The organism is Indibacter alkaliphilus LW1 (assembly GCF_000295935.2).
Taxonomy (GTDB): domain Bacteria; phylum Bacteroidota; class Bacteroidia; order Cytophagales; family Cyclobacteriaceae; genus Indibacter; species Indibacter alkaliphilus.
The window spans coordinates 103,583-122,671 of sequence record NZ_ALWO02000033.1 but is presented as its reverse complement, the minus strand read 5'-3'; the positions used below and the strand labels follow the sequence as shown (position 1 = coordinate 122,671).

Annotated in this window: 14 protein-coding genes and 1 tRNA gene; 3 read left to right on the top strand and 12 right to left on the bottom strand. The window is 42.3% G+C overall.

Annotated features, from left to right (window positions below):
* Window positions 1-11: 11 nt before the first annotated feature.
* Window positions 12-1,367 carry a dicarboxylate/amino acid:cation symporter gene (locus tag A33Q_RS10630; protein ID WP_009033949.1) on the top strand — a complete coding sequence of 452 codons (1,356 nt, stop codon included), beginning with the start codon at window positions 12-14 and terminating at the stop codon, window positions 1,365-1,367.
* A 99-nt stretch (window positions 1,368-1,466) separates the two neighbouring features.
* Here the strand turns inward: A33Q_RS10630 and A33Q_RS10625 are convergent, their stop codons facing one another.
* Window positions 1,467-3,992, bottom strand: a complete 2,526-nt coding sequence (locus A33Q_RS10625) for a M14 family zinc carboxypeptidase (RefSeq protein ID WP_009033948.1) — start codon at window positions 3,990-3,992, stop codon at window positions 1,467-1,469.
* A gap of 219 nt (window positions 3,993-4,211) precedes the next feature.
* On the opposite strand from A33Q_RS10625, the gene A33Q_RS10620 reads away from it, so the two are divergent.
* Complete coding sequence (locus A33Q_RS10620) at window positions 4,212-6,140, top strand: hypothetical protein (RefSeq protein ID WP_009033947.1); 1,929 nt, start codon at window positions 4,212-4,214, stop codon at window positions 6,138-6,140.
* Between the two features lie 32 nt (window positions 6,141-6,172).
* Here A33Q_RS10620 and A33Q_RS10615 read toward each other — a convergent pair whose 3' ends face one another.
* From A33Q_RS10615 to A33Q_RS10600, 4 genes are all read right to left on the bottom strand, one after another.
* On the bottom strand, window positions 6,173-6,382 hold the full coding sequence (locus A33Q_RS10615) for a hypothetical protein (RefSeq protein ID WP_009033946.1): 210 nt from the start codon (window positions 6,380-6,382) through the stop codon (window positions 6,173-6,175).
* A 204-nt stretch (window positions 6,383-6,586) separates the two neighbouring features.
* Window positions 6,587-6,661 (bottom strand) — tRNA-Val (locus A33Q_RS10610).
* A 121-nt stretch (window positions 6,662-6,782) separates the two neighbouring features.
* Window positions 6,783-7,979, bottom strand: a complete 1,197-nt coding sequence (gene chrA / locus A33Q_RS10605; RefSeq protein WP_009033945.1) for a chromate efflux transporter — start codon at window positions 7,977-7,979, stop codon at window positions 6,783-6,785.
* Window positions 7,980-7,982: 3 nt separating this feature from the next.
* The gene (locus A33Q_RS10600; RefSeq protein WP_009033944.1) at window positions 7,983-8,963 is read right to left on the bottom strand and encodes an isopenicillin N synthase family dioxygenase; all 981 of its coding nucleotides are present in this window, start codon (window positions 8,961-8,963) and stop codon (window positions 7,983-7,985) included.
* A gap of 78 nt (window positions 8,964-9,041) precedes the next feature.
* Here A33Q_RS10600 and A33Q_RS10595 point away from each other — a divergent pair, with 78 nt between their 5' ends.
* On the top strand, window positions 9,042-9,812 hold the full coding sequence (locus A33Q_RS10595; protein WP_009033943.1) for a hypothetical protein: 771 nt from the start codon (window positions 9,042-9,044) through the stop codon (window positions 9,810-9,812).
* 62 nt (window positions 9,813-9,874) lie between these two features.
* Here the strand turns inward: A33Q_RS10595 and A33Q_RS10590 are convergent, their stop codons facing one another.
* The 7 genes from A33Q_RS10590 to A33Q_RS10560 form a co-directional block, all read right to left on the bottom strand.
* Window positions 9,875-11,095, bottom strand: a complete 1,221-nt coding sequence (locus A33Q_RS10590) for an MFS transporter (RefSeq protein ID WP_009033942.1) — start codon at window positions 11,093-11,095, stop codon at window positions 9,875-9,877.
* A gap of 79 nt (window positions 11,096-11,174) precedes the next feature.
* Window positions 11,175-11,750 (bottom strand): Crp/Fnr family transcriptional regulator, encoded by a 576-nt coding sequence (locus tag A33Q_RS10585; protein WP_009033941.1) that lies wholly within the window; start codon window positions 11,748-11,750, stop codon window positions 11,175-11,177.
* Window positions 11,751-11,774: 24 nt separating this feature from the next.
* Entirely contained in the window at window positions 11,775-12,548 is a 774-nt protein-coding gene (locus A33Q_RS10580) for a sulfite exporter TauE/SafE family protein (RefSeq protein ID WP_009033940.1), read from the bottom strand.
* A 171-nt stretch (window positions 12,549-12,719) separates the two neighbouring features.
* Window positions 12,720-13,088, bottom strand: a complete 369-nt coding sequence (locus A33Q_RS10575; protein ID WP_009033939.1) for a hypothetical protein — start codon at window positions 13,086-13,088, stop codon at window positions 12,720-12,722.
* A gap of 170 nt (window positions 13,089-13,258) precedes the next feature.
* On the bottom strand, window positions 13,259-14,389 hold the full coding sequence (locus A33Q_RS10570) for an efflux RND transporter periplasmic adaptor subunit (protein WP_009033938.1): 1,131 nt from the start codon (window positions 14,387-14,389) through the stop codon (window positions 13,259-13,261).
* Window positions 14,373-17,522, bottom strand: a complete 3,150-nt coding sequence (locus tag A33Q_RS10565; protein ID WP_040490353.1) for an efflux RND transporter permease subunit — start codon at window positions 17,520-17,522, stop codon at window positions 14,373-14,375. Before A33Q_RS10565 ends, A33Q_RS10570 begins: the two co-directional genes overlap by 17 nt.
* A gap of 1 nt (window position 17,523) precedes the next feature.
* Entirely contained in the window at window positions 17,524-18,873 is a 1,350-nt protein-coding gene (locus tag A33Q_RS10560; protein ID WP_009033936.1) for a TolC family protein, read from the bottom strand.
* Window positions 18,874-19,089 lie beyond the last annotated feature (216 nt).

Genomic DNA, 19,089 nt, shown 5'->3' with positions numbered 1-19,089 from the left:
ACCCGAATTATATGTTTAAAAAGATACCACTGCACACGCAAATCATTGCAGGGCTGGTTTTAGGTCTGGTTTTCGGATTAGTGATCATCCAGTTTGGATTTTCTCCGGAGTTTACGGTATTCTACATCAAACCGATTGGTACCATTTTCATCAATGCCTTGAAGATGATTGCGGTACCCTTGGTACTGGCTTCTTTGATTGTTGGAGTAGCCAATCTTGGGGATATTTCTAAGCTTTCCAGAATTGGGGGGAAAACCATACTTGCTTATCTGATCACTACAGTGATTGCGATTACGATGGGGCTTCTTTTGGTGAATTTTTTCAAACCTGGTCAGCAATTACCTCAGGATACAAGAGATAAATTGATGGCTCAGTTTGATTCCCAGGCAGGCTCTAAAGCTGATACTGCGGCTGCCATCAAGGACCAAGGGCCATTACAGCCTTTGGTAGACATAGTCCCAGAAAACCTCTTCGCAGCAGCAGCAGATAATGGCAGTATGCTACAGGTGGTGTTTTTTGCCATCATTGCAGGAATAGCATTGCTCCAGATTCCTAAGGACAAAGCAAAGACTTTTACGGATTTTTTTGATGCATTGAATGATGTCATTATCAAAATCGTGGAATATATCATGATGATTGCTCCTTATGGTGTTTTTGCGTTGATGGCTTCTCTGATTGTAGAAATAGCCGGAGATAATCCGGATTCTGCTGTTGAATTGCTTTTGGCTCTTCTGAAGTACACTTTGGTAGTAATGGGGGGCTTGGTATTGATTATAGTAGGCGTTTATTCCATCATGCTTAAGTCATTTACCAAAATCCCTTTTGGAGAATTTCTAAAAGCTCTGAGGCCTGCTATGTTGCTGGGTTTTTCTACCTCATCAAGTTCGGCAACACTTCCTGTTACCATGAAGTTGGTTGAAGAAGAATTGGGCGTATCTGAAGAAGTAAGCAGTTTTGTACTTCCATTGGGTGCTACAATCAATATGAACGGTACCAGTCTTTACCAGGCAGTGGCGGCAGTTTTTATTGCACAGGCATTGGGAATGGACCTGACACTCTCTCAGCAATTGACCATCGTTTTGACCGCTACATTAGCGGCCATTGGTTCGGCAGGTGTGCCGGGTGCGGGACTGATCATGTTGATCATCGTATTGGAGGCCATTGGAGTACCAGGTGCAGGTGTGGCATTGATTATTGCACCGGATAGGATATTGGATATGTTCAGGACTGTGGTCAATGTGACCGGTGATGCTACGGTTTGCTGCGTGGTGGCAAGTACTGAAGGTGAATTGCCGGATGGCTTGATCCGTCAGAGCAATCCATTTACCAATACTGAAGCAGAGGTAGTGGAAGCTCAGAAGGATTGATTCCAATAGAATTGATCAATGGATCAAAATAGAAAAGCCCGGTGAACTCACAGGCTCATCGGGCTTTTACGTTTTTTAGAAACTGTATGATTTTTCAGATCATTGTCCTACCAAAAATACCGCATTGGCAACAAGAAGTTTCCCACTTTCCCAGAAAGCCCTGAACATCGGGTTATCCACCATGTAAATTACCTGTCCACTTCCTTGATTTTCTAAGCCATACACCATGGTGTCGGCCATTTTAGGCTTAATATTTTTTCCTATATAGCCAAATCTATATGCATCTGTAGAAGGTATGGTTCCTACATTGACCCCATTATTGAGGTAGGCATATCTTGATCCGTTGTTTTTGAGGGTGTAGAATTTACCTCCCATTCCAAAGCCAAGAGGATGGGTGCCGTCTATTTTTACTTCATAGATGGCTCCTGCTGCGGTGTTGGAAATGTAAAGACGCTCTCTTTCCTGATAAGGCTCTAACCTTTCTGAACTTTGAATCTCTTGGCTGGCTTTTTCGGCTGCTTTTTTCTCTTCTTCAGTATCATACCTGCGTAGATCAAAACCTTCCTGATCTGCAAATGCATTCAGGGCGTTTTCAAAGGCAATCAACTTACCTCCGGCTTTTATCCAGTCCATTACTTTACTTTTGGCAGATCCGTTCAAAGAAGAACCCCAGCTGGATGGCAACAGCATGACATCATACTGGCTCAGGTCAAACCTGCCCAAGTTTTCGGCTTCCAATATGGATAACGGGTAGTCCAGCTCTTGCTCAAAAAAGTACCAGATTTCCCCAAAATTAAGGGATGAAACACCTGAACCACCGATCAATGCTACTTTTGGGGCTTTGATAGGCCTTACATCAGGGGACCCAAAATCTTTTCCGGCATCCACATAGGCTGAATTGGAAGCAGTAAGCCTGATTTCAAATTTGTTGGCAAGATCGGCTACCTTCTGATCAAAGTCTGCTACATACTGGTTGCCATTTCTGTGTATGATCAATGTACCTGCTTCAAATTTGTTACCTCCTATCTCGAATGGAAACTCGGCAAATCTCGGCCTTATGCCTTCATTGAGCAGTGCAGCCAGAAACCTGGCATGTACTGTTGCATTCCAAGGTGCGATGTAAGCCAGTGCTTTACCAGGTGCTTTGTTTTCTTCAAAAACCGCAGCTTCAAAAGGCTTAGCTGCGTCAAGTCTACTCTCCATAGCATAAGCTTTTACACCGTAGGCATAGGGAAGTGCCCAGCTTGTAATGTCATAAGTCAAGCTGTCCTGAAGCTTGGCTTCCGGCTCAAAAAGAATTTCAGTCAATACAGCTTTGGGTTGGTAGGCATTGACAATGATGTCCTTGTCAGAAGTGCTGAAGTTGGCAGACTTTCCTGTTTCGTAGTCCAGACCTTTTAGCCCGCTTCTGTTTCCGGCCATACCATATTGGATTTTATTCTTGTCAAGCAAGCTGAGCAATGCTTTTACCCGTTCAGGATGTTGGTCTCCTTTGATGACAAAGCTTTTGTATTTGGCTGAAGGGTTACTACTGTTATTTTTGAAGTATTTTGCAAATTCATCAGCAAGTCTTTCTGCATTTTTAGCAGTAACTTCCACAGCAGAAACTCCTGCAATATGTTGGTGTTCAATTCTTTCTCTTAGGGTCACAGTGTCACCCATGGCGTCCAACATGCCGAGTCCGGCTCTTCCTGAACCGCCTTTTTCTATGGTCATTCCTATGGCACCATTGTAAGTTGGCCAAGTGTCTCCATAAGCAGGGTATAACAAATCAAATCTCTCTTTTGTAAAATAAAACCATCCCTGTTCATCGAACTTTTCAGCTGTATTTTTACCGTAAATTTCCTGAAATTCATATTGGAAAGGAGATATCAGCTCATGCAGAGGTTTTGCTGCCGGGGCAAAATAAAATGGATCATTGATTCCTTGCTCATGGTAATCTACAAAAAGATGTGGCATCCACTTGTGATAAAGCTCCAGACGCTGTTTGGTTTCTTTTTGTGTTTGCCATGCCCAATCTCTGTTGAGGTCAAGCAAGTAGTGATTGGGTCTGCCTCCTGGCCAAGGTTCAAAATGTTCCACAGATTGCGGATCTGGTTGTAGCCTGTTGTTTTGTTTTTGGTTGTACCACATGGTATAGCGGTCTTTTCCATCAGGGTTGGCGCAGGGATCTATGATTAGGATTTGATTTTGGAGCCATTCCTTAGCTTGTCCGTTGGATGGATTTGCCATTTCCCAAAAAGTCATCATGGCGGCTTCAGTAGCTACAGCCTCATTTCCATGTACATTATACTGCATCCAGTTGATGGCAGCTTTGGTTGATGGGGTTCCTTCTTCCATACCGGTTCTCCGAAGATTATCCTTGCGGATGTTTTCAAGGTTTTTCATGTTTTCCGGGGAAGAGAGGATGGCTATGAATAGTGGTCTATGTTCATAAGTTTCTCCATAGTATTCCAATTCCACGTTTGGGAGTGTTTCTGCGAGATGCTCAAAATAAGCGTGTACCCGATGATGTGGTGTAAACCGCTCTCCTAATTCATACCCAAGAAATTCCTCTGGGCTTTTTTGGGCTAAGGCTGCCCCAAGAATTAGGAAGCAAGCCAGTAAACAGTATATTTTTTTCATAATTCTAATTTTTCCAGAAGGCAATTTAAATGGAATTGTTATAGCCTACAAGAGCTAGATGTAAATGGTCCAGGTTTGTTTCTACAGGTAGTTAAATGGATTATTTTGGATTTGGATTTCAGAAGTCAATTCTAATTCAGTACATTAAGAGGGTGATTTAGTTATTAATTTAAATGAGGTTGAAAAACCAAATGTTAGAGGTTTTTTAATTTAAAGTCTATGAAAGAAATTAAAATTAGTTTTTCAGGTACATTGAAAATTGAAGAATTCCATGAAAATGGGGAAATAGATCTAAATGCAATTGTTAAGCATATTAATACAACCATCTTAATTCCTGCAATAGAGCAATCACTTCAAAGCAAGGCTGATACTTTTTCAACATCAAAAATTGGGGCTTCAATAATTTCAGATCAAATAATTTCTGAAAATACAGTAACTCTAGAAAGGTTTGGGGGGGAGGCCTATTTTAGATACTTTGAGAATCTTGCTTTCAATGGGAAATTGATTAGATCGCCTAACGGTTTGTTTCAAAATTCTGATTTAGGAAAAACTTTTTGTGGACTTTTCTTCCATAAAAATCCTGAGACTCCTGAGAATGACCTATTTTATCCAGGGATAAAGGGCTCTCGTTATGCAAAAATTTTAAGAGTAATTTCCGAAAACGAAATAGAGGTTGATTTTGATTTTAACCAGTCCAGTGGTCCGGCCTATGTTTTTTTTGATAATTCTCTGGCTTGGAAAAGAGCGGTAAGACATATTCAATCAAAGCAAAATTCAGATGATACCTTACTCTTAGGCATGGATAAAACTTTTGTTATCCCAGATTATGAAAGTATAGAAATCACTAATGATACTTTTGTGATTGGAGAGAGATGTAATTTATTAATAGGTAGAGAAGATTACTTTAGATGGTCTGAAAAGAAAACCATAAAACAAGGCGATTGTCTGATGGTGGTTGGATCTGCAAAAACAAAAGTAGGGCTAAGGGTAAATATATGCCCTCCATTCAGGAGAGTACCTGATGCAAACCCGATAATGACCCCAATTTTCAGAGGGCAACAAAATCCCCAGCCATACAAGATCATATTGATGGATTGTAATACGAATTCTCTTAAGGAGGGGCATCCTTCAGAAAATATTTGTGGCTGGGGATTTGGCTTTCATTATGATAATGAAACAGTTATTGTTGGGAAAAATATAGTCCATTCAGGAGGTTCGTTTATGGATTTTAAGTCCCCCTACGGAAGAAATATTACCGCTGTTTTTGAAAATGTTAGAACTGATTTTGAACCTGAAGAAAAATTCGGAAATACTTCTTTTAAGGTGTCAGGGTTTGTTTTGGGCAATCAATTTCATATAACAAGTGATCAAACTGCTTTCCAAATATTCACAAATGAGTTTGGGATTGGTAGTAATCTTTCTACAATTCTTCATATTGGCAGGTTTACATACCAAATTGACGGACCTTCTTCGGTTATCAATGGCAAAACCATTCAACTGCGATTAAATCCATCAAGAGGAAAATATCTGGTGAGATCAAAAAACTCCATTTATTCAAAAAATCAGGAATTACATGCAGGAGACGTTTTATTTCATCAAGGGATTCGTTACACTGTTATTGCTAAAGATAGATCACCTTCAATGGAATGGGCATCTTTTTTAAACGGGAATGACATGTATAAAGCACATGCATTAATTGCTACTTTGGATAAAGTACTTCCAATCGAGGAAGGTTGGCTGGAATTTGAAATTGAACCGGTAGAAAGAGATCTGCCTGAGCAACCTGCATTCTTGATTTATAAATCAAACAGGCATTATCCGACTACACTTCAGACGCAGTTTGGAGATCAGCAAATCTTAAGCAGTGATCTAATTGGACATCTTTCTTATAATCATAGACAGATCCGATTGTGGGCAAAAGATTTTATCCATAAAGGGTACTATAGACAGACAGCTGCTGGGAAGGGTGAAGAGTTTTATTGTTTAATAGGATGTTCAGGATTTGGGAATGAATTTAACCCTTCTGTTCCTGTACGCAATGATGCTCCAATGCCTGAGGAGGCTTCCGAGTTGATTGCCTTATTGAAGAAAAAAACAATGGATTTTAAAACTGATTCCCCAAAAAAGCCTGGACTTTTGCCAGGCTAGTTGATTTGATTAATTTAGAAATAATATTGATCTTACTCTTCTTCTTTACTTTTTAATTTAAACCAGAGGGCAATACCAACAACCGCCAAAATACTGCTTGCGGCAAGTGCCAGGTTTACGTCTCTATGAGTTTTTTTTGCTTTTTGAAGATACTTGGACCCGATTCCGTTTTTAGCGATAAAGTCTTCGATTTTGTCGAGTCTCGCATCAATTTCATCTTTTGCTTTTTTTGTAATATCCATAATGATTAAAAGTTTAAAGTTTAGTTCTCCTTAATGTTTACTGATATGAGTTATTATTGTTGTGGTTTTCCATGGGTAATTTGGTCTGCCAATACAATTTCGTCCCAGAAAAAGCTTTTATATTATGAAACCAATAAGGCTCATGCATTGCATAAGCAGCGAAAAATAGATGAAAGATTATCGATTTCCTTAACAAATTTGTTGTGGAACTTGAGGGATTCGAACCCACGACCTCTGCCCTGTCAAGGCAGCGCTCTAAACCAACTGAGCTAAAGTTCCAATAGAATAAAGCGACGCTTCGAAAACGTCCCTTTCAGGCTGCTAAAATGACAAATGCTTTCGGATTTTAAAAGGACAATTTTGATAAAATGATTTTTGTATATCCTCAGTGGGAATACTTTCAAAATACCCAATTATACCCAATTCCGGCAAGAACCCCGATAATGATAATTACAGGTGAACGCAGCTTGCTGAATTGAAGTAATAGATAAGTGCCAAAAATGGCCAGGACATTGAAAAGGTTATTGTCCAAAGGTTCAAAAAGCAGATAAGCAGCCGCAATCAGCATCCCGCAACTCACTGCATTGATGCCTTCCAAGGCAGCCCGAATAGGTCTGTATTTTTTGAGCTGATCCCAAAATCTGATCACAAAGAATATCAAAAATGTACCGGGAAGAAATATTCCTGCCGCAGCAATAAATCCGCCTGTCAACAAGCCTGGAATGCCATATTCACGCATAGACAATGCGCCTACGTAGGAACTTATACTGAAAGTAGGCCCAGGAATACCTTGAGCGATTCCATATCCTGTCAGAAATTCCTGGGAACTGAGGAATTTTTTGAACTCTACAAATTCAGTATATAAGTAAGGTACCAATACCTGCCCCCCACCAAAAATCAAAGATCCATTTCGATAAAAATTTTCGAAAAGTAAGACAGACTGGTTTTTGGTGATGGCACCAAGAACTGCCGCTATGACCAATACTCCTCCCCAAAGCATAAAATTTGACCAAGAGATCACCAATTTTTTGTCCCCGTCTTCTACTGGTTGTTCACGAAATTTTAAGGAAGTGCTGATTCCACCTACCACCAACAAGAAAGGGAATACATAAGGGGAATTGTAAAAAAAGGAAATAAAGGCTGAAAACATCATCAAAACCGTGGCTTCGGGTGTTTTCACCATTTTGAAAATTGTTTTTTGGGCTGCATAGATGATAAAACCTATGGCCATAGGCTGGATAAATTTGGCAAAATTCAGTGCTCCGGGTGTGTTTTCCTGTAAAAAATCTATGAGAAATGCCGCTCCTATCATGAGTAGAGTGGCAGGTAATATCCAGACAAAAAGTGATAAATAAGCTAAATTAGGCCCACCTATTCTATAGCCTATGGCAGAGATCGTTTGGGTGGAGGTAGGGCCTGGGAGCACTTGGCAGAGTGCATTGAGTTCCCATAATTCTTCTTCAGTAATGTAAGCCCGCTTTCTCACCATGATATCCAATACCATGGCGAGAAAAGCCTGAGGGCCTCCAAATGCTGTCACAGCAAGAAGCAGTACGTCTTTGAGATAAATATAATATCGTACCCCTCTTACCGACACGGCTTACTTCTTCAAGCCAAGTTCGCGAAGTCGCTCATCTAGGAATTCTCCTGCTGTTGCGTCTTCAAATTGTTTGGGATTTTCGGTATCTATGCAACTTTCCAGGCAAGTAAGATCCATTTCGGATCTAGGATGCATAAAAAACGGAATTGAGTACCTGCTGGTATTCATCAATTCACGGGGAGGATTGACCACCCGGTGAATGGTTGACTTCAGTTTTTTATTGGTCAGCCTTTCGAGCATGTCTCCAACATTGACGACCAGTTGATCAGGAAGTGCGGTAATAGGGATCCATTTACCATCTCTTCTCAGTACCTGAAGACCATCTGCTGAAGCTCCCATCAAGAGTGTGATCAGGTTGATATCTCCATGTTCGGCTGCTCTTACCGCATCTGCTGGAACATCGTCTGGATTTTCTATTGGAAAATAATGTATTTGTCTTAGGATTGAATTTCCAAATGCCACCCTGCTTTCGAAATATTCTTCTTCTAAACCCAGGTGAATTGCAATGGCTTTCAACATGTTTTTCCCTGCATTTTCCAAAGTTCTGTAAATTTCTAGTGCAATTTCTTCAAACTCCGGAATCTCCTCGGGCCAAATATTGGCCGGATATTCGGATTTGATGGGATCAGAATCAGGAATGTCAGACAACTCTTGACCCACATGATAAAACTCCTTTAAATCTCCGGTATTTCTGCCTTTTGCATGCTCTTTACCTTTTCCAGTGTATCCTCGCTGAAAACCTATTTCAGGCTTTTCGTATTTAGTCTTTATCTCATCAGGTAAGGAAAAAAACTTCTTGATTACTGCATAAAGTTTATCTTGCAATTCTTTGCTCAAACCATGGTTTTTGATTGCAACAAAACCTATGTTTTGGTATGCATCTCCAAGCTTTTTTACAAAAGCTGCTTTCTTTTCCGAATCTCCAGAAGTGAAGTCCGCCAAATCTAAGGAAGGAACCTCATCATATAAAATCTCTGTCATACTTTGGTTTATTTTACTTCGAAAGTTAAGCCATTTTCAGCTAAAATTAAATAATTTAGCTTTCTAGCCTACAAATCCATGAGAAAACAACTACTTCCCATTATTCTGATTGCAGTTTCATTTTTGTTTGCATGCGAATCTTCCCGTGAAAAGAAGGAGGAAATGGTGATCCTCAATGAGCCTGAAACTGATAGTATAGCTGTGGAGCGACCCGAGATCAGTTTTTATTTTTATGAGGAGAAAAACGACTATCCAGATGCTGTCATCGAAATGTATTCTCCATTGGGTAATCAGAAATTCAGACCAGGTAAAATCCCTTTTGAATTCAATATCAAAAATTATCCTTTTGAATCTGGAATGGCGGGTTTTCAATTGAAAATGATACTTAATTCAGGTGATCCAGTAGGATACAATTCTCCTATTTTTCAAAGAGAGCTTAATGAAGGCACCTACAGAGCGGTTGGATATTTAGTAGATGAAGAGGGACTGGCATTAAAGGAGTTTGGAAATTTTGTTGACAGGGATTTTATGGTAGGGGAGACCAGACCTTTTCCCTATCAAGCTGAACCTTATCTTGCTTTGAATATTCCCTCAAACAACACAAAATTCAAGGAGGGGGAAGAGGTGACAATCGATTTTCTTTTGGTAGGTGGGGATATCAATTTGGATAGATTGAAAGTTCAGATCAGTCTGAATGAATTCCAATATGAAATCCAGGAAGTCACTCCTGTCAGGGTAGCCAACCTTCCAAAGGGAGAATACCAATTGACTTTAAATTTGGTCAGAAGAGATGGGAAAGAGCTTGATGGACCTTTTTCGAGTATTCGAAAAACACTATTTATTGAATAGACAATAAATTGGTAATTAGCTCATGGGAAGAAAATAAGGCTTGATCCTTTGAAGGAATTGAATCAGTCATGTTTAAGAGTATTTATAGGCACCATTCTCCACAGAATCGATAAAGCTGAAATAACAGTTAAAAATGCGACTGTTAAAATGGAAACTTCCAGCCCAAATGCATCAGCTAGGATACCCGTCAAAATTGCTCCTATCGCATATCCCAAATCTCTCCAAAGTCTGAAAACACCAACTGACCCTGCTCTGTCCTCAGGATGGGTGTTTTCTGCGACAGTTGCCAGGAATGTTGGGTAAACCATTGCAGTACCCCAACCCAATACAGCAGCAAGGGCGATATAATGATATAGGGATTCTGCCCAGGGAAAGATGAACAATGCAAGCCCCTGCAACAACATCCCAATGACCAACAACATTTTTTTTGAATAAAGATCTGCCATTTTTCCTGTAAATAATTGCCCAAATCCCCAGACTGCAGGGTAAACCCCGGTAACAATTCCTATAGCTTCTAAATTAAAACCTTTGCCTGCCAATAAAATGGGAAACAACCCCCAGGCCATACCGTCATTGAGGTTGTTGACCAATCCCGCTTGTGTCACTGCTCCCAGGTTAGGATGTTTCCAAGTAGTTTCCCAAAAGGTGTTTTCCAGACGTAAAATATTGCTGACCTTATTTTCAGCCTGTACATGCTTAGAAGTATCTTTGATGAAGAAAATACTACCCAACAAACCCAATACGGCAAGCCCGATTCCAAGAATAAAAGGATAAGGCCTTAATCCATACTCTCCGGCTATATACCCGGTAAGAAAAGCTACAGCGGCCACCGCCAAGTATCCTGCAAATTCATTGAGCCCCATGGCAAAGCCTCGTTGCTTCTCTCCCACAAGGTCAATTTTCATTACCACAGTACTGCTCCAAGACAATCCTTGGTTGATTCCCAATAGGACATTGGCAGCTACAATCCAGTCCCAGCTAGGGGCGTACATCAGGATAAAAGGAACGGGAAGCCCAAAAATCCAGCCTATCACTAATAGGTTTTTCCTCCCGATTTTATTGGCAAATGTCCCGGCAAAATAATTGGAAATGGCTTTTACTATTCCAAAAACGATAATGAAAGAAAGGATAGCCGTCTTTGCCGCAATGGCGAACTCCTCCTCCGCGATCTGTGGCAGGACGCTTCTTTCCAGACCCACCATTCCACCCACGAAGGCATTAATAATCACCAATAGGGTAAATTGCTTCCAGTTTTCCTTTAGGCCGAGTTTTACTTTTTCCATAACGAGGACAAAAGTGGGAAATAGGGATTGAGATTCCTTTTACAAATGTTAAAAAAGACTGGTGCCTTAACCTTTGGGGTCAATATTTTGCCCTGATTCTGCTAAGACTTACCTGAGTAATACCCAAATAGGAAGCGATGTGCTTGAGAGGTACGCGTTGTAGGAGATCTGGGGAATTTCTGATTAAATCTTTATACCTTTCCTCAGCGGTATGAAACTGTATGCTTTCAATCCTATTTACAGTATCCACATAAGCAGCTTCAAAAATCTTCCTAAAGAGCCGTTCAATCTCAGGGAATTGATCATAGAGATCAAAAAGAGCAGGGGACGAGATTCCTATAAATTCAGAATTCTCCAGAGTCTGTATACCTTTTTTGCTTGGTATACCTGTAAAAAGGCTCTCCACCCGGGCAATCAAAGAATTTTCAAAAGCAAAAGACTCTGTAATGTCCAGCCCATCTTTGTAGTAATATGTCCTGCACAAACCTTTTTTGACAAAATAGATCGTCCGGCAAGTATGTCCGATAGGTTGGAGATCCCTATTTTTGGGAACATGGACATCAGAACAAATTTCACTTATAGCTTCCTCAGCTTTTGGGTTGAGTTTTTGGAATTGGGAGAAATAGTCAAAGAGAGAGTTGGATTCTGAATTCATACATCTAATTAACAGAGTTTTCAATCAAATCCACCCTGCTCCCAAAGCAAGAGAGATCAAAATCAACATGATGGCAACAGTCACCTGCAAAAACTTCAAGGTCACTTTTTTCAAAAGCTTATTCCCCAAATATGCCCCAGCAATCGCAGAAAGTGTGGCAATTGTTACCAGTTGGATGTTCTCACTGAGGTCTGTTTGGGCAAATCGGGTCGCATAGACACTGAGCCTAGTGAAGTCCACAAATGTTGATACCACTACCGCCGTCCCGATAAAAGCCTCTTTGGACAATCCAGCCTTGATCAAAAAAGCCGATCGCAAGGCTCCTTGATTTCCAGATAGTCCTCCGAAAAATCCACTCAATGCACCTCCAAACGGTAATTTCTCTTTTCCGAATTGGAGATTTTGGAAATAGGGAATCAAGTCCATCAAAGCAAAAATGATCAGTAATATAGAGATGATGAATTTCACAGGCTCGACTATAAGGGTTCGGCCAAACATTTCATAACTGAAGAGCGGTTCCAGATCAGAGATATTCAAGAGCACCCAGGAACCCGCAAAAGCAGCAATCACTGCGGGGATTCCAAATCGGATCAGGACTGATTTATCTGCATTTCTGCCTACCAGAATTAATTTGAAGATGTTGTTGAAAAAATGCACCACGCCAGTCAAGGCAACAGCTATGTCAACTGGAAAGAAAATCATAAACACTGGCGTCAATATCGTTCCCAAGCCAAAGCCTGAAAAGAAGGTCAGGATGGCTACTAGGAAAGCGGTGAGGGAGATGATGATGATTTCCATGGTACATTGTTTTAACCTTTGGTACCGTACGTACGGTATCGAAGATTTTTAATTGTTTCACGCAACGAGCGCAAAGAGACTCGCAGCGACCGCATCGTGAGTTTTACTTTAAATTTATGTTTTACTTCGCTGCGATCGTTGCTTCACCGTCGCGACCGCCGCGAGAAACTATTATTTCTTATGAAACTTATACCCAACACCTACAGACCAAAGCCATTCATCAGTTGTATCAAAATGATAGAAGGGCACAAAGAATACCCAATTTTTGATATCTAATCGAGGCGCAACTCCAAGCTTGGCTCCGGTTTTTCCATCTCTAATATAAAATGAAGGAAGCGCACCAAAACCTATTTTGACTTTCTGGTTTACGTTTAGGAGTAAGCTGGGACCTCCCACATTGAAAGAGGTAAAGTTCTTTCCGAATGCTATGCCTGCCATGCCTTCTAAAGCAAAATCCACTTTACTGTATTTCTCTTCCTCCTGTGCATTAACATTAGAAATTAGCAAAATTGTAAATAGCATTAATAAGGACTTTTTCATAAGGTTTGGTTTTGATTTTTCACGCAACGGACGCCAAGAAATTCGCGGCGACCGCAATGTGAGTTCTACTTTTGATTTATGGTTTTCCTCGCTGCGATCGTTGCGTTACCGTTGCGTCCGTTGCGTGAAACTTTTTTTCATCAATAAAGACCTTCGGTTTTTTGGAAACCTCAAAGGCCAACAGTCACCCTGTCCCCACTTTGAATCGTCTCAGAAGGGTTTTTAAGTATAATATCTCCTGCTTGCAGGTCACCGAAGATTTCGGTCTGCCCGTCTTTGGATATTCCTTTTCTTACTGAAACCCTCTGTGCTTCTCCATTCACCACTTTGACTACAAAACGGTCTTCCATGCTAGTGATCAAGGCAGCATTAGGGATCATTATGGAGCCTTCTTTTTTATAATTTACCTTCACTTGGGCAAAGCTTCCTGCTTTCAAAGCACCTTCCTTATTGGGAACATCGGCTTCGATGATTTCTGTCCTGCTGGCATTTTGAAGACTGCCGGATTGACGGCTGACCTTGGCCTTGAAGCTTTTTCCAGATTGTGTATTTAGCGTGAAAGAAAGGCTGTCGCTCCCAAAGTCCAATCCCGAATAAGATTCCGGAACAGGGATTTCCAAGCGCAAGACATCATTCATCTCCATTCGGAACATGGGTTTGTCTCCGGACTGAGCACTCACAAATGTCCCTGTATGCACATTTCGCTCAGTCACCATTCCGTCAAAAGGGGCACGAATCGTCAGGTAGTTAGCCATCTGCTGTGCTGCCTGCAACTGGTATTTGGCCGCTTCCAAAGCAGATTGGGCTGAGGCAGCGTTGGCCTCTTCTTCTTTAAGCTGATTTTCTATTCGCAGCAAATCCGAAGCGGAAACTGTTCCGGGTGTTTGAGCCGTTTTTTGGATTCTGTCGTATTGATCTTTGGTCGTTGAAAGCTTGGATGTAGCAGATTGTGCGAAGCCCTCAGCCTGCAATACTTTGGCTTTGGCAGCAGACAACTCTGCCATGACTTCCGGCGCTTCGATCTGTGCGATCACCTCACCTTTTTTCACTTTGGAACCACGATCTACCTTTATGCTTTGTACATATCCTGTGATTTTTGGATAGATAGCGACAGATTCAAAGGACTTGAGTTCCCCAGGGAGACTGATGCTGCCCTTGAGGTCTTCCTGCTGAAGGGTGATGGTTTCATACAATTTTTCTTCCTGTACAGCTTCACCTGAATTTTCTGATGAATTACAGGAAAATAGCATTGCTAAAATCATCCAAGTGAATGGGGTCATATGTTTAGCTATTTGATTCATAATGGTTAGATTTTGCATCATAAGGATCTAAAGAAACAGGTGCTATGCTGGCATTTTTCAGCAAGCGGGAATACACAGACGGCATGATCAACAAAGTCGTAACGGTTGAAAACAAGAGTCCACCAATCACGGCTATGCCCAGAGGTGCAGTTTGGTCGCCACCAACTGCCAAAGGAATCAAACCTACAATCATGGAAATACTGGTCATCAAAATCGGTCTTAACCTGCTCTTTCCAGCGGCTTTTGCTGCTTTTAGCGCATCGCCATGTTTTTTTCTTTCCTCCTCCGCAAAGGTCGTAAAGAGAATGGCATTGGCTACCGATACACCCAGAGCCATGATCAAACCCATATAGGATTGTATATTCAACGTCGCACCGAAGAGGAGTAAAAACAAAAGTGAACCCACTGCCACTGCTGGAATAGTAGAAAGTGTAGATAAAGCAGCCTTAAAGGACTGGAAGTTGGTTGCTAACATCAGGAAAATCACAAATACAGCAATGATCAATCCTGTCTGCAATTCGGAAAGCGTTTCTTCCAAAAACTCCATTTGTCCCCTGACAAGCACGTTGAGGCCCCTTGGTTTTTCTCCAGCAGCATCAATGGCATTTTCTATGTCTTTGCGTGCAGAGCCAATGGTCTTGTCATGTAGGTTGGCCGTGACTGAAACCATGCGCTGTTGGTTGAGCCGAACCACCTCTCCTTGGGAAAGACTTGGACTGATTCTCGCCACATCTCCGAGTCGGTTGTTGCTTTCACCTACTCGCGGAAGGAAGATGTTTTCCAAGTCTTCCTGCGAATTCATGGTGTATTGAGGGATTTCCACCTGTACCTGATAGGCGTTCCCGGAATTTTTGTCCAACCAATAAACCGGTCTGGTAAACCTACTGGAATTGGTAGCTGAAATCATGGACCTACCTACATCATCAGCAGTGAGACCGAGTTGACCGGCCTGTATGCGGTCAATGTTCACATCCAAAGTGGGGTAGTCCAAAGGCTGGGCAATTTGCACATCCCTGAGGTAAGCGATTTGCTGTAGGTTGGATCTGATTTTTTCTGCAAAACCCCGAGTTTCTTTGAGGTCTTTGCCCGTAACAGCCACTTCTAAGGGATTGCTTGCTCCCATGGACATGACTTGATCTACAATGTCAGCTGGTTCAAAACTGATACGCAACTCCGGCAATTTCTCTGAAACCATCTGACGGATATCTTCTTTGAGTTCAGCTACTTTGATACCACTTCCTTCTTTCAGCTTCACGGTGAGTACAGCCTGCTGAGGGCCTGAGTTCCAAATGTATGTGGTGGATGCAGGATATGCGGAAGGAATTGTGCCTACAAATCCCGAACTGATTTCAATGTTGCCTTTTCCTGTCAAGACTTCCAACTCCTTATAAAAACGCTGGGTGAGCCTTTCGGTCTGTTCTATCCTTGTGCCTTCTTTGGCATTGATCCTTACCAGAAACTGCCCTGCATCTACCTGCGGAAAAATCTCTGTTCCGATCAAAAGGTATAAGCCTGCCACTGAAAGCAAGGAAAGCACCCCATAAAAAGCCACTGTCAATTTGCTCTGCTGGAGCAAGCGGCTCAAGGTTTTTTGATACCTTTCCTGAATTCGGTCAAACCTGCCTCCTTTTTGCTTTTCAGCTTGTTTTTCCAAAGACTTTTTATCCAAAAGCCAATTGGCAACTACCGGTACAAAGGACTGGGAAAGGATGAAGGAAGCGATCATGGCAAAGCCCACAGCAAGGGAAAGGGGCATAAACATGGATCTTGGTACTCCGGACATAAAAAATGAAGGGACAAATACGGCCAAGATGCTGAATACAATCAGGAGTTTGGGGATTACGATCTCCCTTGTGCCATCCATGATGGATCGGGGCAGGCTTTTCCCCATTTCCAGATGGCGGTGAATATTTTCAATCGTCACCGTGGCTTCATCTACCAAAACCCCAATGGAAAGGGCCAACCCAACCAAGGTCATGATGTTGAGTGTCTGACCCGTGAGATTCAGGAAGACAATGGAAGATAAAAGTGCCAGAGGAATCGTCATGACTACTACCAGACCACTTCGCCAATCACCCAAAAAGACCAAAACCATCAGGCCTGTCAGTATTGATGCGATCAGGCCTTCCGTCAGGATATTTCTCAAAGACTTGATCACATAACCGGATTGGTCAAAGGCATATTCCACTTTGATATCTTCGGGCACAGCATCCCGCATGGCGGGAAGTGCATTTTTGATGTTTTTTACCACTGTCCAAGTCGAAGCATCTGATCTTTTGGTCACTGGGATATAGACCGAGCGCTGACCATTGACCAAGGCATAACCAGTAGCGATGTCGGCACTGTTTTTCACCTCAGCCAAATCTTTCAAGTAAACCGTTGGACCTCTTTGGTTGTGAATAGGAATGTTTTCCAATTCCTTGAAATTCTCCACTACGCTATTGGGTCTGACCAAATATTCTGTATCATCAATCCGGATACTTCCAGAAGGAACCAAACGATTCCCATTGGCAATGGCTTCCACCACATCTTCGGTGGAGAGTCGGTAACTTCTCAATTTTTCAGGATCAATGTCCACCACAATACTCCTTTGGTTACCACCCACAGGAGGAGGAGAGGACACGCCGGGCAAGGAGGAGAACATGGGACGAACTCGGTTTACAGCCAAATCCTGGATTTCAGAAAGACTTCTGCTCTCGGAACTGAACACCAACTGGCCAACAGGTACATTCCCCGCATCATAGCGTACCACAAAAGGCGCAATGGTACCGGGAGGCATTTTTCCTCCTGCTCGGTTCACCTGTGCCACCACCTGCGCCATGGATTCTGCCATATCAGTCCCTTCGTGAAACTGCAATTTGATCAATGACATACCCTGCACAGAGCGGGATTCCATGGAAGATATGCCTGTGATGTAGATAAAATGCTGTTCATAGACCGAGCTGAGATAGCCTTCCATCTGTTCTGGTGAAAGTCCCCCATAAGGCTGGGCTACGTAGATCGTGGGAACACCGACTTTTGGAAAAATGTCAATCGGCATGCTGCGTATGGTGAGAAAAGCAAAAAATCCAATGGCCAAAATCACCACCATGACCGATATGGGTTTGCGTAAGGATAATTTTATCAGATCCATATCAATTCAGGTTTTGTAAGAAAAAGTCCATATCACCACTCACTGCTGCGTAATACAGTAAGGCTTTCCACATTTCGGCCATGACTTTGATGCTTTCGGCCTCTGCCTTGGCCAAGTCAGCCTGACCCTGCACCAGTTCGTTCAGATTGATCAGTCCGGCATCATACCTAGCTTGCAGTGCTTTATAGCTATACTCTGCTGCTTGCACATATTCCGGCGCCAGGGCTGCTGATTCCAGCGCTTTTTCCAAAGTCACTTTGGCCACTGTTCTGTCTTTGTCCAGCGATCTTTCTACCTGCATTTCATAAGCTTCCGCTGCTGAAATCAGGGAATTTTGCCTTTGCACCATTTTGGAAGTCCGGGCAAATTGCAAAATCGGAACGGCGACTTGAAAGCCTACTCCATAATTGTATCTGGAAAAGGCAAGCCCGTCTGTCGGATCATTGAATCCACCTTCGAAGAGTATGGCCGAGCCACGGGCAAAAGCAGTTCCCCAGAGGTTGAGCTCAGGCAAAAGAAAACGGTTGAGTTCGGTTTTTCTTGATGCTTCCATCAGGGTTCTGCTGCGCGAACTTTGTAAAAGTGGATGGTTGTCCAAGGGTTCTTCCGTCTGTACGGCAACAGTTCTCTGTAGATTAGGATCAATACCTATTTCCTTTTGGTCTTCTCCCAAGAGTTCCCTTACTCTTGCCATGTAAGACTCTGCGGATTTTTGGGCTTGGAGATAGTCAATTTTAGAGCGGACAAAAAGCGCCCTGAATTGTGCCGAGTCCACTCCTGGCCTAAGGCCATTGTCCACCAGGGTTTTGGACAGTTCCAGGTTGGTTTCAAAGCGATCTTTGTTTTTTTCTGCCGCAAGGGACATGGAAGCTGCCGCCCAATAGTTGAGATAAGCCTCCGTGAACCTTACCTGATGTTCCAGAATAGTCAGTGTCTCCTGATGCTGAGCAAGTTCCTGTCCAAACTTGGCAGTTTGGATTTTGCTGGCTCTTTTGCCGAAGGTAAAAGGGTTCCAGTTCATCAGTAGGGATGCAGCGGATCCGTAGGTGAAATCCATGGTGTTTTCGGGCACAGGAGGGCCAGATATAGGCAATACCAAGCCTGGTAAAAACATGCCCGTAATATTGTTATTGGTCGAATAGACCATTTGGTAGGAGCCGTCCAGGCTGGGGAGGAAATCAGAACGTTCGTATTGCACCAATCTCTGGGCAGCTTCGGTTTCGAGGCGTTTGGCCTGTAGTTCAGGGTAATTTGCCGTGCTGATTTCAAGGAGTTCCTTGAGTTGACTTTGTGCCTCTGCCTGATAGAGCATCAGTAGAAACAAAAAGCCAGTTGCGGTTTTTTTTAACATAGGTTGATGGCTGAATGACAAAAACATAATTCACCAGCTACAAAAATAACCTAGGTATATACAGGTATTGTGGTAAAAATGGGTGGGAAAATGGTAAATATGAAAGTGGGGGTTAAACCTTTGAGGTCTTTTTTCTGACCTCGAAGGTTTTTCAAGGAACTGTGATTAAAATAAAGTTTTACTCTTCAACAAAGACCTTCGGGGTTTTTGGAAACC